This is a genomic window from Streptomyces sp. A2-16, assembly GCF_018128905.1.
In the GTDB taxonomy this organism is placed as follows: Bacteria; Actinomycetota; Actinomycetes; order Streptomycetales; family Streptomycetaceae; genus Streptomyces.
Map to the genome: position 1 here is coordinate 8,802,100 of NZ_CP063808.1, position 17,948 is coordinate 8,820,047.

13 protein-coding genes and 1 pseudogene are annotated in these 17,948 nt (G+C 70.0%); 4 read left to right on the forward strand and 10 right to left on the reverse strand.

Annotated features, from left to right (window positions below; all coding sequences use genetic code 11):
- Nucleotides 1-407 precede the first annotated feature (407 nt).
- A complete protein-coding gene (locus IOD14_RS39465; protein WP_212672809.1) occupies nucleotides 408-974 on the forward strand; it encodes a DJ-1/PfpI family protein in 567 nt (188 codons plus the stop codon).
- A gap of 52 nt (nucleotides 975-1,026) precedes the next feature.
- On the opposite strand, the gene IOD14_RS39470 is transcribed toward IOD14_RS39465, so the two are convergent.
- Together IOD14_RS39470 and IOD14_RS39475 are read right to left on the reverse strand one after the other, a co-directional pair.
- Nucleotides 1,027-1,692, reverse strand: coding sequence for an HAD hydrolase-like protein (locus IOD14_RS39470; RefSeq protein WP_123989684.1), 666 nt, complete (start codon nucleotides 1,690-1,692; stop codon nucleotides 1,027-1,029).
- Between the two features lie 88 nt (nucleotides 1,693-1,780).
- Nucleotides 1,781-2,296 (reverse strand): hypothetical protein, encoded by a 516-nt coding sequence (locus tag IOD14_RS39475; protein WP_123989685.1) that lies wholly within the window; start codon nucleotides 2,294-2,296, stop codon nucleotides 1,781-1,783.
- Between the two features lie 307 nt (nucleotides 2,297-2,603).
- Here IOD14_RS39475 and IOD14_RS39480 point away from each other — a divergent pair, with 307 nt between their 5' ends.
- Nucleotides 2,604-3,536, forward strand: coding sequence for an Rv3235 family protein (locus tag IOD14_RS39480; protein WP_212672810.1), 933 nt, complete (start codon nucleotides 2,604-2,606; stop codon nucleotides 3,534-3,536).
- 165 nt (nucleotides 3,537-3,701) lie between these two features.
- On the opposite strand, the gene secA is transcribed toward IOD14_RS39480, so the two are convergent.
- Complete coding sequence (gene secA / locus IOD14_RS39485; RefSeq protein WP_123989687.1) at nucleotides 3,702-6,542, reverse strand: preprotein translocase subunit SecA; 2,841 nt, start codon at nucleotides 6,540-6,542, stop codon at nucleotides 3,702-3,704.
- Between the two features lie 270 nt (nucleotides 6,543-6,812).
- On the opposite strand from secA, the gene IOD14_RS39490 reads away from it, so the two are divergent.
- Entirely contained in the window at nucleotides 6,813-7,382 is a 570-nt protein-coding gene (locus IOD14_RS39490; RefSeq protein ID WP_212672811.1) for a GNAT family protein, read from the forward strand.
- Nucleotides 7,383-7,431: 49 nt separating this feature from the next.
- Nucleotides 7,432-8,625, forward strand: coding sequence for a crosslink repair DNA glycosylase YcaQ family protein (locus IOD14_RS39495; RefSeq protein WP_212672812.1), 1,194 nt, complete (start codon nucleotides 7,432-7,434; stop codon nucleotides 8,623-8,625).
- Here IOD14_RS39495 and IOD14_RS39500 read toward each other — a convergent pair.
- The 7 genes and pseudogenes from IOD14_RS39500 to mtnA form a co-directional block, all read right to left on the reverse strand.
- Nucleotides 8,611-9,357 carry a response regulator transcription factor gene (locus tag IOD14_RS39500; protein WP_123992675.1) on the reverse strand — a complete coding sequence of 249 codons (747 nt, stop codon included), beginning with the start codon at nucleotides 9,355-9,357 and terminating at the stop codon, nucleotides 8,611-8,613. The genes IOD14_RS39495 and IOD14_RS39500 overlap by 15 nt on opposite strands.
- 202 nt (nucleotides 9,358-9,559) lie before the next feature.
- Nucleotides 9,560-10,252 carry a ribosome-associated translation inhibitor RaiA gene (gene raiA / locus IOD14_RS39505; RefSeq protein ID WP_123989690.1) on the reverse strand — a complete coding sequence of 231 codons (693 nt, stop codon included), beginning with the start codon at nucleotides 10,250-10,252 and terminating at the stop codon, nucleotides 9,560-9,562.
- 798 nt (nucleotides 10,253-11,050) lie between these two features.
- Nucleotides 11,051-11,704, reverse strand: a pseudogene (locus IOD14_RS44655) (ComF family protein); the annotation flags it as partial.
- 297 nt (nucleotides 11,705-12,001) lie between these two features.
- On the reverse strand, nucleotides 12,002-13,843 hold the full coding sequence (locus IOD14_RS39510) for an LpqB family beta-propeller domain-containing protein (protein ID WP_123989692.1): 1,842 nt from the start codon (nucleotides 13,841-13,843) through the stop codon (nucleotides 12,002-12,004).
- Nucleotides 13,833-15,902 (reverse strand): MtrAB system histidine kinase MtrB, encoded by a 2,070-nt coding sequence (mtrB, locus tag IOD14_RS39515; protein ID WP_123989693.1) that lies wholly within the window; start codon nucleotides 15,900-15,902, stop codon nucleotides 13,833-13,835. Before mtrB ends, IOD14_RS39510 begins: the two co-directional genes overlap by 11 nt.
- Before the next feature lies 1 nt (nucleotide 15,903).
- Complete coding sequence (gene mtrA, locus IOD14_RS39520; RefSeq protein WP_187281934.1) at nucleotides 15,904-16,593, reverse strand: two-component system response regulator MtrA; 690 nt, start codon at nucleotides 16,591-16,593, stop codon at nucleotides 15,904-15,906.
- A 147-nt stretch (nucleotides 16,594-16,740) separates the two neighbouring features.
- A complete protein-coding gene (gene mtnA / locus IOD14_RS39525) occupies nucleotides 16,741-17,889 on the reverse strand; it encodes an S-methyl-5-thioribose-1-phosphate isomerase (protein WP_123989694.1) in 1,149 nt (382 codons plus the stop codon).
- Nucleotides 17,890-17,948 lie beyond the last annotated feature (59 nt).

The following is a 17,948-nucleotide window of genomic DNA, read 5'->3' on the forward strand; positions in this document are numbered from 1 at the left end:
TGCCGCAAGGTGAGATGAGCGGGGGGATATCAGCCATTCTCGACACGCCCGCCAGGTGTGACGCTGCTCTCTGCCGCGCCGGTGACGAGGGTGTGCTCGGCGTCATGAGGGCCCCTACGGCCCCGTCCCGCCCGCGAGGACCAGCGGCCGCCGCCCGGCCACGGAGGTGTTCCGTGCTCACCGGGCGCGGGGCGGGAGCCACAATGCCCCCGCGAACTATCGCGCTGATCACGCCACCAAGGCTATCGCTCCTCACAGGGGGCCCGTCATGAGCCGTATGTGTACAAAACCAGGGGTGGAACTTTGACACTCTGCACAGTGTCTGCGCCGCATCCAGGCCATGACCTTCCTCCCTCCCCTTCGCGCGCCCTCTTGGCAAGTGCGTCCTGTCGGTGCACTTTGCCGACATGACCGCAAAAATCCTCATCGTCACCGGTGACGCAGCAGAGTCACTGGAGGTCCTGTACCCCTACCAGCGCCTCCGCGAGGAGGGCTACGACGTCCACATCGCAGCCCCTGCCCGCAAGCAGCTCCGGTTCGTCGTCCACGACTTCGAACCCGGCTTCGACACCTACACCGAGAAACCCGGCTACACCTGGCCCGCCGACCTGGCCTTCGCCGAGGTCGACCCCGGCCAGTACGCCGCGCTCGTCATCCCCGGCGGCCGCGCCCCCGAGTACCTGCGCAACGACCCCGAGCTCCGCAAGATCCTCAAGTCCTTCTTCGACGCGGACAAGCCGGTCGCCCAGATCTGCCACGGCCCCCTGCTCACCGCGGCGATCGACAGCCTCCGCGGCCGCCGGGTCACGGCCTATCCGGCCCTGGAACCGGACATGCAGTCCGCGGGCGCGGCCTTCCAGGACACCGAGGTGGTCGTCGACGGCACCCTGGTCTCCTCCCGCGCCTGGCCGGACCACCCGGGCTGGATGAGGGAGTTCCTGACAGTGCTGAGGGCGAAGGCGCCGGTGACCTAGCCGACGAGGCGCGTATACCGCCCTTCCGGGGTCGCGGGGCTGACGCGAACCGTCACGCGGCTATTCGCTCGGCCTCCGCGACCGCCTCGGCCAAGGTGTCCACCACGGGCACCCCCACCCCCTCGAGGCTGGCCCGACTGTGCGACCCGCCGGTGTAGAGCACGGCCCGTGCCCCCACCCGCATCGCGGCCACCGCGTCGTCCGCGGCGTCCCCGATCACCACGGTCCGAGTCGCGTCCACTCCCGCCAGCGCGGCGAGATGCCGCTCCATGTGCTCCGCCTTGCTGCCGCCGGACGGTCCGGTCCGCCCCTCCACCCTCAGGAAGTGCGCCTCGATCCCGAACCCCCGCACCAGCGGGACCAGCTCGTCGTGCACGTACATGCTGAGGATCGACTGGCTGCGCCCGGCCGACCGCCACCCGGTGAGCAGCTCCACCGCCCCGTCGGTGAGCCCGCACCCGACCCGGTGCTCGGCGTAGTACCGGTGGAAGGTCTCGTCCATGACCTCCCACTCCGCGTCGGTGGGCAGCCGGCCGAGCAGTCGCTCGTAGAACTTCGGCACCGGCACGCAGTACAGCGCCCGGTACTGCTCCATCGTGATCGGCGCGAGCCCCAGCTCGCCGAACGCCGCGTTCGTCGCCCCGATGATCGCGTCATTGTCGTGGAACAGCGTGCCGTTCCAGTCCCAGACGATGTGCGCCCCTGTCAGCTTCCCCATGCCAAAAACGTACCCGCCCCCACTGACAATCATGAGACGAGCAGGTCACAGCGGGTAAAGACATGACCCGGCACGCAGGAGAACAGGCTCAGCCGCCCAGACCCACCAGGTTCGGGATCTCCTGCGTCGCGTACCACAGCAGCTCGTGGTCCTCGGCGCCGTCCACGACGAACTGCGCGTCGTCGTCCCCGGCGTCCGCCGCCTTCAGCGCGTCCACGGCGGCGGTGACGTCCTCCACCGCGTCGTCCGCGTCGACGTGCACCGCGGCCGCCTTGGCCAGCCTCACCGTCCCGGCGACCTTCACCTCACCCAGCGCGGCGGGATCCAGAGCCCGGTCGGGATCGGCGGCCGCCGCCCCGTCGGCCACGTCGACGGCCACCACGACCCGGCGCCGCACCGCACCGGCGTCCGCGGCGAGCAGCCGCAGCGATGCCAGCGCGGCCCGGTTCAGCGCCGCGTACTCCAGCTCCTCGATGTCGTCGGAGAGGTACCACTCGCGCAGGCCGGGCGTGACGGCGTAGGCGAGGAGCGGTCCGGGCCCCAGCTCACCCGTCTTGTACGCCTCGGCGAGACCGGAGAGGGTCAGGGGGACGTAGACGCGCATGGCTGGCCGCTTTCGTGGTCGGAGAACATCATCGGAGGGGCTCCGCGACGGCCTTCAGGATACGTGCGGGCGTCCCCTTTCGAGTCCCCGCCCAGACCCCCTCGGGCGTCCACCCCGGTCCCGGAATTCACCCTCCCCGCCCCCGCAGCCACGGGCCGCCACCCCCTCAGATCACCCTGATAGGTGAACATTCCGGCCGCCCGACCCGGCCCGCCGCTTCCTTGCCGCAGCGGCCCGCGGCCCCGTACAAGATCCCCAACGAGAAGTTACTGCCCGGTACTCGCCGGGCCCGCAGAACGGGGATCCCATGAACAAGGTCATGACCAGGGCCCAGCACCACCCCGGCACCCGCCCGCCGGCCCGCCGTGACTCCCGCCGCCCGGGCGGCACACCGCCCCGAGCCCCCGGCGGCAGCACGCCTCGCACGGCCCCCGGCGACGGCCGCCCGCCGGGCTCCCCCAACAGCTCCCGCACCCGCACGGGCCCCGCGGACAGCCGCCCGCACGGCACCCCGGGCCGACCCGAGACGACCACGACAGCCCCACGACGCGCCACGACGAACGGCACCACCCCCACGGGCACGCGCGGCACTGCTTCGGTGGCCACGAAGACGGCAGGCAGCGGCAGCACCGCCTCGGCCGGCACGAACACCACGGGCACGCACATCACCGCCTCGGCCGGCACGAACACCACGGGCACGCACATCACCGCCTCGGCCGACACTGCGACCACCGGCACGAGCACCGCACCCACCGGCCCGAGCGGCAGCGCCACCAGCATGCACAGCACCACCACAACCCCCGCCCCCTCACCCGCCGGCCCCCGCCCCGCCCCCGCACTCACCCCGGTCGTCCCAGCCCAGACCCCGCGCCGCCCAGCGGCCCTCCAGCCCGTCCCCCAGCCCCGCCCCACCGATCTCTTCGCCGATCTCCTCCTCGCGGTCCTGAGCGGCCAGCGCCCCGTCCACTCGATGCTCCGGCACACCGCGGGGCGTGCCTACGACGAGCTGGCGCGGCTCGCCGAGCGCGGCCCCCTGCGCACCCGCGGCACCCGCCCTGTCGTCCGGGACATCGGCTACTACGTCCCCCGCCAGGGCGCCGTGGAGGCCTTCGCCCGCATCGGCGCCGGTGACCAGCTGCGTGCCATGGCCTTCCGCCTGGAACAGGGCCAGGACCTCCGCTGGCGGTGCACCGCGGTCGAACTGGGCGGCCCCCGGGCTCCCCGTCCGGACGACGACTGACAGGCCCGGAGAAGCCCGCGCGTCGCTCTCACGCCGAAGGGCCGGCCACCCGCAGGTGACCGGCCCTTCGTTCGCTACGGCGCTCCGGGCGCCGTCACGTCGATCCGCCCGGCGCGACAGGCGCCGTCACGTCGATCCGCAACAGCGCCCCTCGCACCGTAGGCACTACTTCTTGCGCCGCCCCCGAGCACGGGACTGCTTGCGACGCTCCGCGCGCGTGAGGCCGTCCGCCTCGGAGCGCACGGGCTCGTCGTCGTCGGAGAACTCGCCCTCGATGACACCGCCCTCGCCGTCCACGGTCGGCGCGGAGAAGTGCAGGTCCCTGCGCTGCGGGGCGTCGAGCCCCTTCGCGCGGATCTCGGGACGCGAGCCGCCCTGGGCCGGGACCGCGTCCTGCTTGGCGAGGGACGGCTTCTCGTCCTCGACCGGGACCTCCTCGACCTGCTGCTCGACCTGGACCTCCAGGTTGAACAGGTAGCCGACGGACTCCTCCTTGATGCCCTCCATCATGGCGGTGAACATGTCGAAGCCCTCGCGCTGGTACTCGACCAGCGGGTCCTTCTGGGCCATCGCGCGCAGGCCGATGCCCTCCTGGAGGTAGTCCATCTCGTAGAGGTGCTCGCGCCACTTGCGGTCCAGGACCGACAGCACGACCCGGCGCTCCAGCTCACGCATGATCTCGGAGCCGAGCTGCGCCTCACGCGCCTCGTACTGCTCGTGGATGTCGTCCTTGATGGACTCGGAGATGTACTCGGCGGTCAGGCCCGCGCGGTCGCCCGCAGCCTCCTCCAGCTCCTCGACGGTGATCTTCACCGGGTAGAGCTGCTTGAACGCGCCCCACAGCCGGTCGAGGTCCCAGTCCTCCGCGAAGCCCTCGGCGGTCTCCGCCGCGATGTACGCGTCGATCGTGTCGTCCATGAAGTGCACGACCTGCTCCTGCAGGTCCTCGCCCTCCAGGACGCGGCGCCGCTCGCCGTAGATGACCTCGCGCTGGCGGTTGAGGACCTCGTCGTACTTCAGGACGTTCTTACGGGTCTCGAAGTTCTGCTGCTCGACCTGCGACTGCGCGGACGCGATCGCGCGCGTGACCATCTTGTTCTCGATCGGGACGTCGTCCGGGACGTTCGCCATCGACATCACGCGCTCGACCATCTGGGCCTTGAACAAGCGCATCAGGTCGTCGCCCAGGGAGAGGTAGAAGCGGGACTCGCCGGGGTCGCCCTGTCGGCCGGAACGACCGCGCAGCTGGTTGTCGATACGGCGCGACTCGTGCCGCTCGGTACCGAGGACGTAGAGCCCGCCGAGCTCCTTGACCTCCTCGAACTCCGCCTTGACCGCCTGCTCGGCCTTCTCCAGGGCGGCGGGCAGGGCCGCGGCCCACTCCTCGATGTGCTCCTCGGGGTCGAGGCCGCGCTGGCGCAGCTCCGCCTCGGCGAGGTCTTCGGGGTTGCCGCCGAGCTTGATGTCGGTACCACGGCCAGCCATGTTGGTGGCGACGGTGACGGCGCCCTTGCGGCCGGCCTGGGCGACGATCGTCGCCTCACGGTCGTGCTGCTTGGCGTTCAGCACCTCGTGCTGGACGCCGCGCTTGCTGAGCTGCTGGGAGAGGTACTCGGACTTCTCGACCGACGTCGTACCGACGAGGATCGGCTGGCCCTTCTCGTGCTTCTCGACGATGTCGTCGACGACCGCCTCGAACTTCGCGACCTCGGTGCGGTAGATCAGGTCCGACTGGTCCTTGCGGACCATGGGCCGGTTGGTCGGGATCGGGACGACGCCGAGCTTGTAGATCTGGTGGAACTCGGCGGCCTCGGTCATCGCCGTACCGGTCATGCCGCACAGACCGGGCTGTTCCTTGCCGTTGTGGTCGTGGCGCTTGTACAGGCGGAAGAAGTTCTGGAGGGTGATCGTGGCGAGGGTCTGGTTCTCGTCCTTGATGTCCACCCCTTCCTTCGCCTCGATCGCCTGGTGCATGCCCTCGTTGTAGCGGCGGCCGGCGAGGATACGGCCGGTGTGCTCGTCGACGATCATGACTTCGCCGTCCATGACGACGTAGTCCTTGTCCTTCTTGAAGAGCTCCTTCGCCTTGATGGCGTTGTTGAGGTAGCCCACCAGAGGGGTGTTCACCGACTCGTAGAGGTTGTCGATGCCCAGCCAGTCCTCGACCTTGCTGACACCGGACTCGTGGATGGCGACCGTGCGCTTCTTCTCGTCGACCTCGTAGTCGCCGGTCTCCTCGATGCCCTTGAGCGGGTTGCCCGCCTCGCCCTTCTTCAGGCGCAGGACCAGCTTGGCGAAGTCGCCGTACCACTTGGTGGCCTGGTCGGCCGGGCCGGAGATGATCAGCGGCGTACGGGCCTCGTCGACGAGGATGGAGTCGACCTCGTCGACGATGGCGAAGTTGTGGCCGCGCTGGACGAGTTCGTCCTTGGACCACGCCATGTTGTCGCGCAGGTAGTCGAAGCCGAACTCGTTGTTCGTGCCGTACGTGATGTCGCAGGCGTACTGCGCGCGGCGCTGGGCCGGCGTCATGTTCGCGAGGATGCAACCGACCTCGAGGCCCAGGAACTTGTGGACGCGGCCCATCATCTCGGAGTCGCGCTCGGCCAGGTAGTCGTTGACCGTGATCAGGTGGACGCCCTTGCCGGACAGCGCGTTCAGGTACGCGGGCAGCGTGCCGACGAGGGTCTTGCCCTCACCGGTCTTCATCTCGGCCACGTAGCCGAGGTGGAGGGCGGCGCCGCCCATGATCTGCACGTCGTAGTGGCGCTGACCGAGCGCGCGCTTGGCGGCCTCGCGGACGGTGGCGAACGCCTCGGGGAGCAGGTCGTCCAGGCTCTCACCGTCGGCGTACCGCTGCTTGTACTCCTCGGTGAGGGCCCGCAGCTCGGCGTCGGAGAGGTCGACGAAGTCCTCTTCGATGGAGTTGACCTGGTCCGCGATGCGGTGCAGCTTGCGCAGGATCTTGCCTTCGCCTGCACGCATGATCTTCGAGAGGACGGACACGGGGGTTGGTCTCCTTGCCGGTCGGGCCTGGGACGGTCGGTTTCCATTTGGCTTGCTGAGCAACGGCCATCGTATGCGAGGACACCACCGCGTCGGGAGGCCTGCCGGGTACGCCGACTGTCAGCTCTTTCAAATCTGTTTCAAAGGGGACAACGGACGGGGAACGCCGATGGTGCCGCGGCACGCTCACGAATTGCGCGAATTGTGATCACCCGCTCACTCACAGCAAAAACATGGCGCCACCACCGAACACCCGAGCAGAATCGGCTGATGGAACACGTCACCCTGACCACAGACCGTCTCCTGCTGCGCACGCCCACCCCGCGGGACACCGAGACGGTCCTCGCGGCCGTGCAGGACCCGGACATCCTGCGCTGGACCACGATCCCCTCGCCCTACCTGGTCGAGCACGCCCAGGGCTTCACGGAGCAACTGGTCCCGGAAGGCTGGGCGAACGACACGATGTTCACCTGGGGCATCTTCCTCCCCGAAGGGGAGGACCTGGTGGGCATGCTGGGTCTGTCCATGCGTTCGGGGGGCATGGCCGAGATCGGCTACTGGGCCACCAAGGAACACCGCGGCAACGGCTACGTCACCGAGGCCGTGCTCGCCGCCTCCCGCTGGGCCTTCACGTTGCCCATCGACCGTGTGGAATGGCGCGCGGAAGTGGGCAACCAGCCGTCCCGCGCGGTGGCGGAGCGCGCCGGCTTCGTCGTCGAGGGCGTCCTGCGCTCCGGCATGGTCCACCAGGGCGTGCGCCGGGACTGCTGGGTGGGCGCGCTGCTGCCCTCGGACCTTGGCCTGCCGTCGACGGCGCAGTACCTCCCCGCCTCCGGGTAGATCCGCAGATCATCTCGCGTTGTCAGTGCCGGGCCCTATCTTCTGATCCATGACGACCCCGCCTCCCACCACCGACCTCTCGGCCGACGAGGCACGCCGCATCGCGCTGCGTGCCCAGGGCTTCCTCGGCACCCCCGACCGCCGGGCCGGAGTCCGCGGCGTCCTGCGTCACCTCGGCGCGGTCCAGCTCGACACCATCTCGGTCCTCGCCCGGTCCCACGAGCTGATCCCGTACGCCCGTCTCGGCGCGGTGGGCCGCAGGACGGTGGAGAACGCCTACTGGACCACTGCTCCCCTCGGCGCGTCTCCGGCACGGCCCCATGCCTTCGAGTACTGGTCGCACGCGGCGTGCATCCTCCCGATCGAGGAGTGGCCCCACTTCGCCTTCCGCCGACGCGCCTACCGCGGCCGCCCGCACTGGAACCACCAGCTCCCGGACGGCACCTACGACCAGGTCATCAAGCAGCTGCGCACCGAAGGCCCCCTCACCGCCACGGAACTGGGCGGCGCGAAGAAGACCAGCGAGTGGTGGGACTGGTCCGGCACCAAGGTCGCCGTCGAGCGCGCGCTGATGTACGGCGAGGTGGTCTGCGTGGAGCGCCGCGGCTGGAAACGCGTGTACGACCTCGCCGAGCGCGCCATCCCAGCCGATCTGCTCCACGACGAGCTGGACGACGCCGAGTGCCTGCGCCGTCTGGTCCGTCTCGCCGGGCAGTCCCTGGGTGTCGGCACCCGCGCGGACATCGCCGACTACCACCGCCTCAAGGGCGAGCAGGTCGACGCCGTGATCGCCGACTCTGGCCTCGTGCCGGTCGCGGTCGAGGGCTGGGGCAAGCCCGCCTGGGCCGACCCCGCGGCCTTGGAGACGCCCCCGCGCGGCCGCCACCGCACCACCCTGTTGTCCCCGTTCGACTCCCTGATCTGGGAACGCGCGCGTACGGAGCGGATCTTCGGCTTCACCCACCGCCTGGAGGCCTACGTCCCCAAGCCCAAGCGGATTCACGGCTATTTCGCGATGCCGGTGCTGGCCGGTGGCCGTCTGGTAGGCCGCGTGGACCCGGCCCGGGAGGGAACCACGCTGGTGGCCAGGCAGGTCACCCTGGACGGCCCGAAGGCGGTCCCGGCGGTGGCCCAGGCCCTTGCCGAAGCGGCGAGCTGGGTGGACTGCACGGGCATTCGGGTCGATCGGGTGGACGCTCCCGAACTCCACGCACCCCTCGTGAAGGAACTAGCGGATCTCTAGGATCTTCTCGCGCATCGCGTAGACGACGGCCTCCATCCTGGAGTGCAGCTGCAGCTTCTCCAGGATGTTGCGCACATGGTTCTTCACGGTGTTCTCGGAGATGAACAACTCCTTCGCGATATCGCGGTTGTTCATACCCGTGGCGACGAGCTTGAGGACTTCGAGCTCCCGATCCGTCAGCCGCGGAGCCGGCACCAGCCGACGCTCATCGGTCCGCTGGATCATGGATTTGAACTCGGTGAGCAGTTTCGACGCCATGGACGGGCTGATCTGCGACTGCCCGTCGGCGACGGCGCGAATGGCGGTGGCCACCTCGTCCGTCGAGATCTCCTTCAGGAGATATCCGGTCGCGCCCGCCTTGATCGCGTCGTAGAGGTCGGCTTCCTCATCGCTGATCGTCAGCATGATGATCTTCGCGCTGGGGGCCACTTCCTTGATGGAGGTGCAGGCCTCGATCCCGCCCCGCTTGGGCATCCGCACATCCATCAGAACGATGTCCGGCAGCAGGTCGGCGGCCTTGTCCACGGCCTCGGCGCCGTCACCCGCCTCCCCCACGACCTGGATGTCCTCCTCGGCCGCGAGCACGATCTCCAGTCCACGCCGGAAGAGTGCATGGTCGTCCACGACAAGCACCCGGATGGGCTCCTTGCGTGCAGAGCCCGCTTCCGCGTCCATGCCGACGACGCCGTCGCCGGCATCCTCGCCGTGCAGCGGTCCGAAGCTGTCCGCCATCATTCCTCCCCCTGAAGGCTGTGGCTGATCCTGTGCCATCGCCAACCCAAGGCAACGACCCACCGGTTGGGCCGGTGCGGCCATGATTTCATGCCCGGACGACAGTGAGGTGACAGAGCGGGTCGCGAAGTGGTCGCACGCGGGTGCCCCTGGGGGCGCACACGCGCTCCAGGGGCACCGGCTCAGCTGTCATCCGGGAGGGTCAGCTGCCCGTCGTGTCGCCGGCCGCGGGAGAGTGCGCCCGGGCGACCATCGGGTCCGTGCTCAGGTGGATGACGCCGTAGTCGTAGGCGTGCCGCCGGTAGACGACACTCGGTTCCTTGGTCTCGGAGTCGACGAACAGATAGAAGTCGTGCCCGACCAGTTCCATCTCGTAGAGCGCCTGGTCGAGGGTCATCGGGGACGCGACGTGGGTCTTCTCACGGACGACGAGGGGGCCTTCACCCTTGATCTCCAGCGAGCCGATCTTCTTGGTGGGTACGCCGTCCGACTCTTCCTGGTGGACGACATGGCCGTTGCCGTTGAGCGTGGCCGCGTCCGGAACGTGGTCGGCGACCTCAGCGGCCGTGAGCCGCCGTGCGCCCCTGCGTGTGTGGCGCTTGTCGTGCTCCTTGCGCAGCCGCGCGTCCAGCTTCTCCGCCGCCAGGTCGAGTGCCGCGTACGGGTCGCTGGCTGCCGCTTCCGCCCGGATCACCGGACCGCGGGAGCGGAGCGTGATCTCCACTCGGTCACAACGGTCGGCCTGTCGGGGGTTCGGCTCCTTGGACACCTCGACGTCGAGGCTGATCACCTTGCCATCGAGCTTCTGGATCTTCTCCAGCTTCAGCTTCTCGGCCACGTGCTTGCGGAACCGCTCGGGCACCTCGGTCTTGCGGCCCTTGACGACGATGTCCACGCAGAACTCCGTTCCCGGATCGCTCCGCCTCGATGCGGAGCGTCTCCCTTTTGCACCAGGCTCCGGTGAGCCCCGGAACCTCGGACTCGGTGACTTCCACCTCCTCCCCCGCGGGCAAGATCTCCATTCCACCGTCGCGGGTGATGGTGGAAATCCCGCGGGCACGGCATTCGGATTTGCGAGGTGTGGCCTGCGCCTTTCTCTCACAACCGAACATATCTCGCCTGGACGGATGTCGTCACCCTCTACTGCGGCGTACCTCCGTTCAGGTGAATTGACCCTCTCGTAACCTGCAACGATGCAACTACACAGTCAGTTCCGGTTTATTTCGAAAGAATCCGGCGAGGCCGCGACCACAGCCGCGCAGATCACGTCGCGGACGCAACCGGCGTCCGCCGCTGTCGCCATGCAGCGCTCCCGGGCCGTGTCCTCCTCCGTCACTGGAGTCATCCGTTCCCCCATGCTTTCCCGCGTTGCAGCGGTGTACACGAGGCCCGACCCCTCATCGCCGCTTCCAGCCACCACTCGTCCACCACGGGGTCCGCCCAGGTCCTGCCGCCGCTGCCCTTGCCGAGCCCCCGCCTCCGACCGACACTCACCGGACCACGCACCCCCCTCCGACGGCCGACCACCATTGCGGCCTCCTACCCCCTGTTGCCGTAGATCACGGTGTCGCACCGCCATCTGTTCACCGCAACACCCAAAGTCGTCCTGCCTGCTGGCGCCCCGGCCTTCTGGAAGGCTCGCCTCCCGATCCTCCCGAGCCCTCGTCTCCGGGTTCTCCCGCACCCTCCCCTCACGAACGGCCCGCGCCGCCTCCGCCAGGGACGCGCCCGTGGTCATCAGGTCGTCGACGAGCACGACCAGCCCTTCGGCAAGGAGCCGTCCGCCACCCGGAACCACCGTCAGCGCACCGGCGAGATTGTCGAGCCGCTGGCGGGAGTTGAGCCCCGACTGGTCGGCAACCCCTCGCCGTTGCCGCAGTGCGGCCACCACCCGCGCCGGAGTCCCCGCCCGACGCAGCTCCCGGGCCGCCGCGAGCGCGATCCGCCGCGCTGGATCATGCCCCCGAGCCCGAACGGCCCGCCGCGCGGACGGCACGGGAACGAGCAGCACCGGCACACCGAACTCCTCCCCCGTCCACCCGCCACCGCACGCCTCCCGCACTCCCGCCCGCACAGCCCCCGCCAGAGCCGTCCCGAGCGGCCCCGCGAGGCCCAGCACACCCCTCTCCTTGTGGGCGAGCAACACCGCCCGTACCGAGTCCTCGTACCGAGCCGCCGCGTGCACGACCGGCAGACCGGGCGGCTCCGGCACCGGTCGCACCCGGCTCGGTGCGGCCCCGTCCAGGGCGGCACGGCACTCCGGACAGAGAACCGTGCGAGGCATCCCGCAGCCTCCGCACTCGGCCGGCAGCACCAGATCGGTGAGGTCCTGCCACCACCCCCGCATGCCCACCACTGTGCCAACGCCGAACCTGACCGGCCACCCCTGTGGATAACTCCCTGTGGAAAACCCCACCCCCGGAACGAACAACAGTTCCCACCACAAATACCGGCCCCATACAGCCAACCGATACAGGCGCCCGGTCGGCCGAACAAAGCCCGCGCCTCGACCCTCGTACGACGAATCCGCCCCGTGCCCGCCCAGCGAACACCCCGCCTCACAAAAGGCGGCCACCCCCACCAGAGCCTCACTCACCCCGGCAAAAGCGGCCGCTCCGACAGCGCGGTCCCTCACGTCATCACGTCATCCCGGATAGACCGGCGCCGTCCCGTCCGCGTCCACCTTCTGCCACTGCGCCCCGGACGGCAGCCGTACGATCCCGTCCTCCGAGTACGCCACCAACGGCATCTCGTCGTCCTCGGACGCGGCGATCTCCTTCACACCGGTGAGCGCGGCCGGCGGCGGCCCCTCCGGCGTGGACCCGTCGACCTGGACGTAACGCGTCTGCTGCACACCGCCCTGTTCGCGCCCGACCACCACGAGCCTGCTGTCGCCGGCCCACGACATGGTCGTGACCTCCTCCAGATCCGGTGTCGTGGAGCGCAGCTCCCGCACCGAGACGCTCTGCGGATCCCCGGTCCTGCCCTCGCGCTCGATCCGCCCGACGAACAGCGACTGCTTGCCGCCCTTCTCCACGACGAGCGCGATCCGCACCCCGTCCGCGGCCACCCGCAGATCCTTGATCCGCCCGTCCAGCCCAGGAGTCGCCACCACCAGCGGCTTGCCGGCGCCCTCCTTGAACAGCAGCAGCCGCTCATCGGCGGGGTTCCGGTCGGCCACCCACAGGTCGCCCTCGGTGTCCCAGCTCGGCGTTGTGAGCCGGTCCTCGGCCGTCTTGCCGCTGCTGACCAGCACCGGCTCCCCGAGCGACCCGCCCGACACCAGCGATCCGACGTACAGCGAGGTTCCGTCGAGGCTGACACCGGCCGCCGTGTGCTCGTCCCGGGACACGGCCACCGACCTCAGGTCCTTGTCACCCTCTCCCAGCGCCCCGGGCACCGGCACCGGCACGGCCTTCGCACCGCCGCCCTGCGGCTCGGCCGGGATCCGTACAAGCCGGTGCTCGCCGTTGACGAAGTAGAGGAACTCGGGGTTCTCGACCGAGCCGCGCGTGGCGTCCCCGTTGGCGTCGCTCTCGGTGGCGGAGCACAACTGCTTGCCGCCCGCCTGCAGGTCGACGTCGTCCACGGCGGGGGTGAGGTTCTGCAGGGTGAACAGCAGCTGGGCCGCCATCGCCTTGCACTGGTCCGAACCGACGTTCCTGGCCTTGGCGTTGAGCGGCACCGTCAGCGTGTTCCGGTCGTCGGGCGCCAGGGACACGCCCTTCCTGAGGGCCGTACCGGTGGGAAAACTCGTCCTGACCACAGGGTCGAGCCAGCTCGTCGGCCCGTTGAGCAGGGACCGCACCAACTGCGTCATGGGGTCCACGCGCTCGCGTACATACACGGGATCGGCGACCGCCACGGTCTCCGGAGCCGTCACCGCCCTGGTGTTCGAGGCGAAGTAGTACTTGTTGGCGGCCATGTAGTTGCGCTGGAAGTCCGACTTCCCCATGACGACACCCTGCGGAAGGCTGTCGATCCGCCACTGCTTGGTCTTCTTGTCGTGCACCAGGTGCACGGTCTCCCGGTAGGCGCCGGAGGCGGGCGCATACGACTGCTGCCCGTCCACCACGGCCACCTTGGTGCCGAACAGCATGAACGACGTGTCGTCGCCCTGTTCCCGGTCCGCGGGCCGCAGGACGTCGGCGCCGGGTCCGTCGTCGAGCACCGTGGTGGACAACCCGGGCTGCCACTGCTTCGCCGCACTCCCGGTCAGGTACTTGCGGGCGGTCTCGTAGTTCGGATCGTCGCTGGTCAGTGCCTCGAGAAAGCCCTGCACGATGTCCGTGGGCTCCGCGTCCTCCTGCGGTGGCATCGCGAAGACCCGTACCTGCGTGTCCTGCCGCGGTGTGGAGTCCACCCCGCGCAGATCGCCGCTGTCCGGCATGGAGGCACACCCCGCCAGCAGTACGACTCCACAGGCGGCGTACACCGCCGCACGCCCCGGCGTACGCCGGCCGCCACCCTCGCGGTCAGCGCCCACGGAATGCCTCCCCCTGCTGTTCGTACGACTCCTGCGGCCCGGCGTCCGGACCGCCCGCGGTCTCACCGCCGGGCGCGTCCCCTGCGGACGTGCCGTCCGGCCGTCGCGCACTCGACGTCGGCCGGGGCACCACGCGCGCGCCGTTGCCGGGCAGCGCCGTCGGATCGGCGGTAGGGGGCATCGCGGCCGCCCGGGGTGTTATCGGGTCCCGGGAGATCACCTGGTCGCCCTTCGGCTGGACCGGCACGGTGGCCGCCTTGTCCGCGCCCCCGCGCGGCAGGCCGGCGTCGTCGAGTCCGCGGTTGCGACGCGAGTCCTTGGGCTCCAGCGGTATCGGCGAGCCCCGCAGCGGCTCGTCAGCCGTCCTGGGCAACGTCAGCCGGAACTGCGAGCCACCACCCGGCTCACCCCACGCCTGGAGCCAGCCGCCGTGCAGCCGCGCGTCCTCCAGGGCGATGGACAGACCGAGGCCCGTACCGCCGGTGGTACGCGCGCGTGCCGGGTCGGCCCGCCAGAAGCGGCTGAACACGCGCGTGGCCTCGCCGGGCTTGAGCCCGACACCGTAGTCGCGCACCGCGATCGCGACCGCCCCGCCCGCCGAGGCCAGCTTGACCACGACATCCCTGCCCTCGCCGTGCTCGACGGCGTTGACGACGAGATTGCGCAGCACCCGCTCCACCCGCCGGGCGTCGGCCTCGGCGACGACGGGCTGCTGGTCTCCCACGATCCGCACCGTCGTGCCCTTGCGCTCGGCGAGCGGCTCGGCGCCGCTGACGACCCGCCGCACGACCTCCCTGAGGTCTATCGGCTCCGCCTCCAGCGCCGCCGCACCCGCGTCGAACCGGCTGATCTCCAGCAGATCCGCGAGCAGCGTCTCGAACCGGTCCAGCTGGTCGGCAAGGAGTTCGGCCGACCGCGCGGTCATCGGATCGAAGTCCTCGCGCGCGTCATGGATGACGTCGGCGGCCATCCGCACGGTCGTCAGCGGCGTCCGCAGCTCGTGCGACACGTCCGACACGAACCGCCGCTGCATCCGCGACAGGTCCTCAAGCTGCTGGATCTTCAGCTGGAGGTTCTGCGCCATCTTGTTGAAGGCCTCACCGAGCCGCGCGATGTCGTCCTCGCCGGTGACCTTCATCCGCTCCTGCAGCCGCCCGGCGGACAGCCGCTCGGCGATCCCGGCCGCCATCCGCACCGGCGTGACGACCTGCCGCACCACGAGCCAGGCGATGGCTCCGAGGAGTACGACGACGAAGAGCCCGGCGGTCGCCAGGGTGCCCTTGACCAGGCTGAGCGACTTCTCCTCCTGGGTGAGCGGGAAGAGGTAGTACAGCTGGTACGGGTCGCCGTTGGGGTCGTTGACCTGCTTGCCGATGACGAGGGCGGGCTGGGACTCCTCGTCGGCGTCGTAGACGATGCGGGTGTAGCTCTGGGCGGCCGCCGTACTGTCGTCGACCTTCTCGCGCAACGCCTCGGGAACGCTGGCCGCCGGATCGACGTCGCCGGAGGCCCGCGGCCCCCGACCGCTGCCGCTGTCGCCGCCCACGGGCAGGGTCACCACGTCGAAGGCGCCCTGGCCGCCGCTGGACAGCGAGTAGACGAGGTTGCTCATCCACTCGATGACGAACTGGTCGGACTGGCCGTCGGCCGTGGCCGCGTCGTCGGTCCCGGCACCGGCCTCGTCCGCCTTCTGCTTGGCCACCGCGAACCCTCCGGTGGCCTGGCTCTGCGAGGCCTTCACCTTGGCGTCGAGGAGCCCGTTGCGCACCTGCCCGATCACGACGAAGCCCAGCAGGAGAACCACGCCGAGCGACATCAGCAGGGTCGTGGCGACGACCTTGAGCTGGATGTTGCGCCGCCACAGCCGCATCACGGGCAGCAGCGGCCGGCGCACCCATCGCATGAACAGCCTCAGGACAGGGCTGCCCTGAACTCCGCCCTGGAGCAGGCCGCCCTCGAAGAACCGCCTCCAGCGGGAGTCGGCCTTCGCCCTGCCGACAGGCCGCCCCGCACTCGCCCCGGTCCGCCCGGGCGACGAAGCGGCACTGTCTCCGGACATGTCAGCTGGGCCCTGCCTTGTAACCCACACCACGGACGGTCACCACGATCTCCGGCCGCTCCGGGTCCTTCTCGACCTTGGAGCGCAGCCGCTGTACATGCACATTGACGAGCCGGGTGTCGGCGGCGTGGCGGTAACCCCACACCTGCTCGAGCAGCACCTCACGCGTGAACACCTGCCACGGCTTGCGCGCGAGCGCGACCAGCAGGTCGAACTCCAGCGGCGTCAGCGCGATCGACTGCCCTTCCCGCTTCACGGAGTGCCCTGCCACGTCGATGACCAGGTCACCGATGGCGAGCTGCTCGGGAGCCGGCTCCTCCGACCTCCGGAGCCGCGCCCTGATGCGGGCCACGAGCTCCTTCGGCTTGAACGGCTTCACGATGTAGTCGTCGGCGCCGGACTCCAGCCCCACGACGACATCCACGGTGTCGCTCTTGGCCGTCAGCATCACGATCGGCACCCCGGACTCCGCCCTGATCAGACGGCACACCTCGATACCGTCCCGGCCGGGCAGCATCAGATCCAGCAGCACCAGATCCGGCTTGGCCTCACGGAACGCGGCCAGCGCCTTGTCACCGTCGGCTACGAAAGACGGCTCAAAACCTTCACCACGCAGCACAATGCCCAGCATCTCGGCAAGTGCGGTGTCGTCGTCGACGACAAGGACTCGTCCCTTCATAAACGACATCATCCCATTCTCATAACAGTGGTGAAGGCAGTGGTGAGACAGCTCACCGATCAGTGACCTTAGTCGTACCGGACGGTCACTGTCTGCCTCGATCACCGCCGAGGACGCAAGCCGCGGTTTCGGACGGCATACGCGGCGACCACATCCGGATCAGCTGATCGTCACCTCCCCGGACCTCGCACACAACTCCGCGAGGGCCTCGGCCGTCACCGGCGACACCACGCCCTCCTCCGTCACGATCGCCGTCACCAGCTCCGGCGGCGTCACGTCGAAGGCCGGGTTGTACGCCTGCGTGCCAAGGGGTGCCACCGGAATCCCGCCGCCCGCCCCGGTGCCCGCCACCGGCACCTGGGGCGCCACGATCTCGGTCACCTCGTGGCCGGCTCGCTGCTCCACCTCGATCGACGCCCCGTCCGGCGTGCCCGGATCCACCGTGGTCACCGGGGCCACCACGATGAACGGCACATGGTGGTACCGGGCGAGCACCGCGAGCGGATAGCTCCCCACCTTGTTCGCCACCGAGCCGTCGGCCGCGATCCGGTCGGCCCCGATCAGCACCGCGTCCACCTCCCCGGCCGCGAACAGCGAGCCCGCCGCGTTGTCGGTCAGCAAGGTGTACGCCATCCCGCTGCGCGCCGCCTCGTACGCCGTCAGCCGGGCTCCCTGGAGCAGGGGGCGCGTCTCGTCCACCCACAGCCGCCGCAGCCGCCCCACGCGGTGTGCCGCGAGCGCCACCGCGAACGCCGTCCCCTCGCCGCCCGACACCAGGGAACCGGTGTTGCAGTGCGTCAGGATCCGGTGCCCGCCGCCCGGCAGCAGCTCGTCCAGCAGCGCCAGCCCACGCTCGGCCATCGCGGCACTCGCCGCCGCGTCCTCCCGGTGCAGCCGCTGCGCGGCCGCCAGCGCCGCCCCGGCCGCCCGCTCCTGGTCACCGCTCTTCCCGAGCTCGGCCCGGTACGCGGCCTCGGCTCTGCGCACCCCGACAGCGAGGTTCACCGCGGTCGGACGCGCACCCGCCAGCACGGCCGCCGCCTCGTCCACGTCGAACCCCCGCGCGGCGGCGAGCGCGACCCCGTACGCCCCCGCGATGCCGAGCAACGGCGCCCCGCGCACGGCGAGCGAACGGATCGCCTCCACCAGCGCGGACGCGTCCGTACAGACCAGTTCGACTTCCTCCGCCGGCAGTCTCGTCTGGTCGAGAAGCACCAGCACGGGACCTTCCGGTGGCTCCTCCCAGCGGATCGCCGGTATCTCGGTGGGCTTGCTGTCCTCGCCGGATTGCACGTACTGATCAGCCATGCGGTCAGTCTGCCCCTTGTCCGCCGGAGTATTGAAGGTGTGCAGCCCCTACCGCGGCT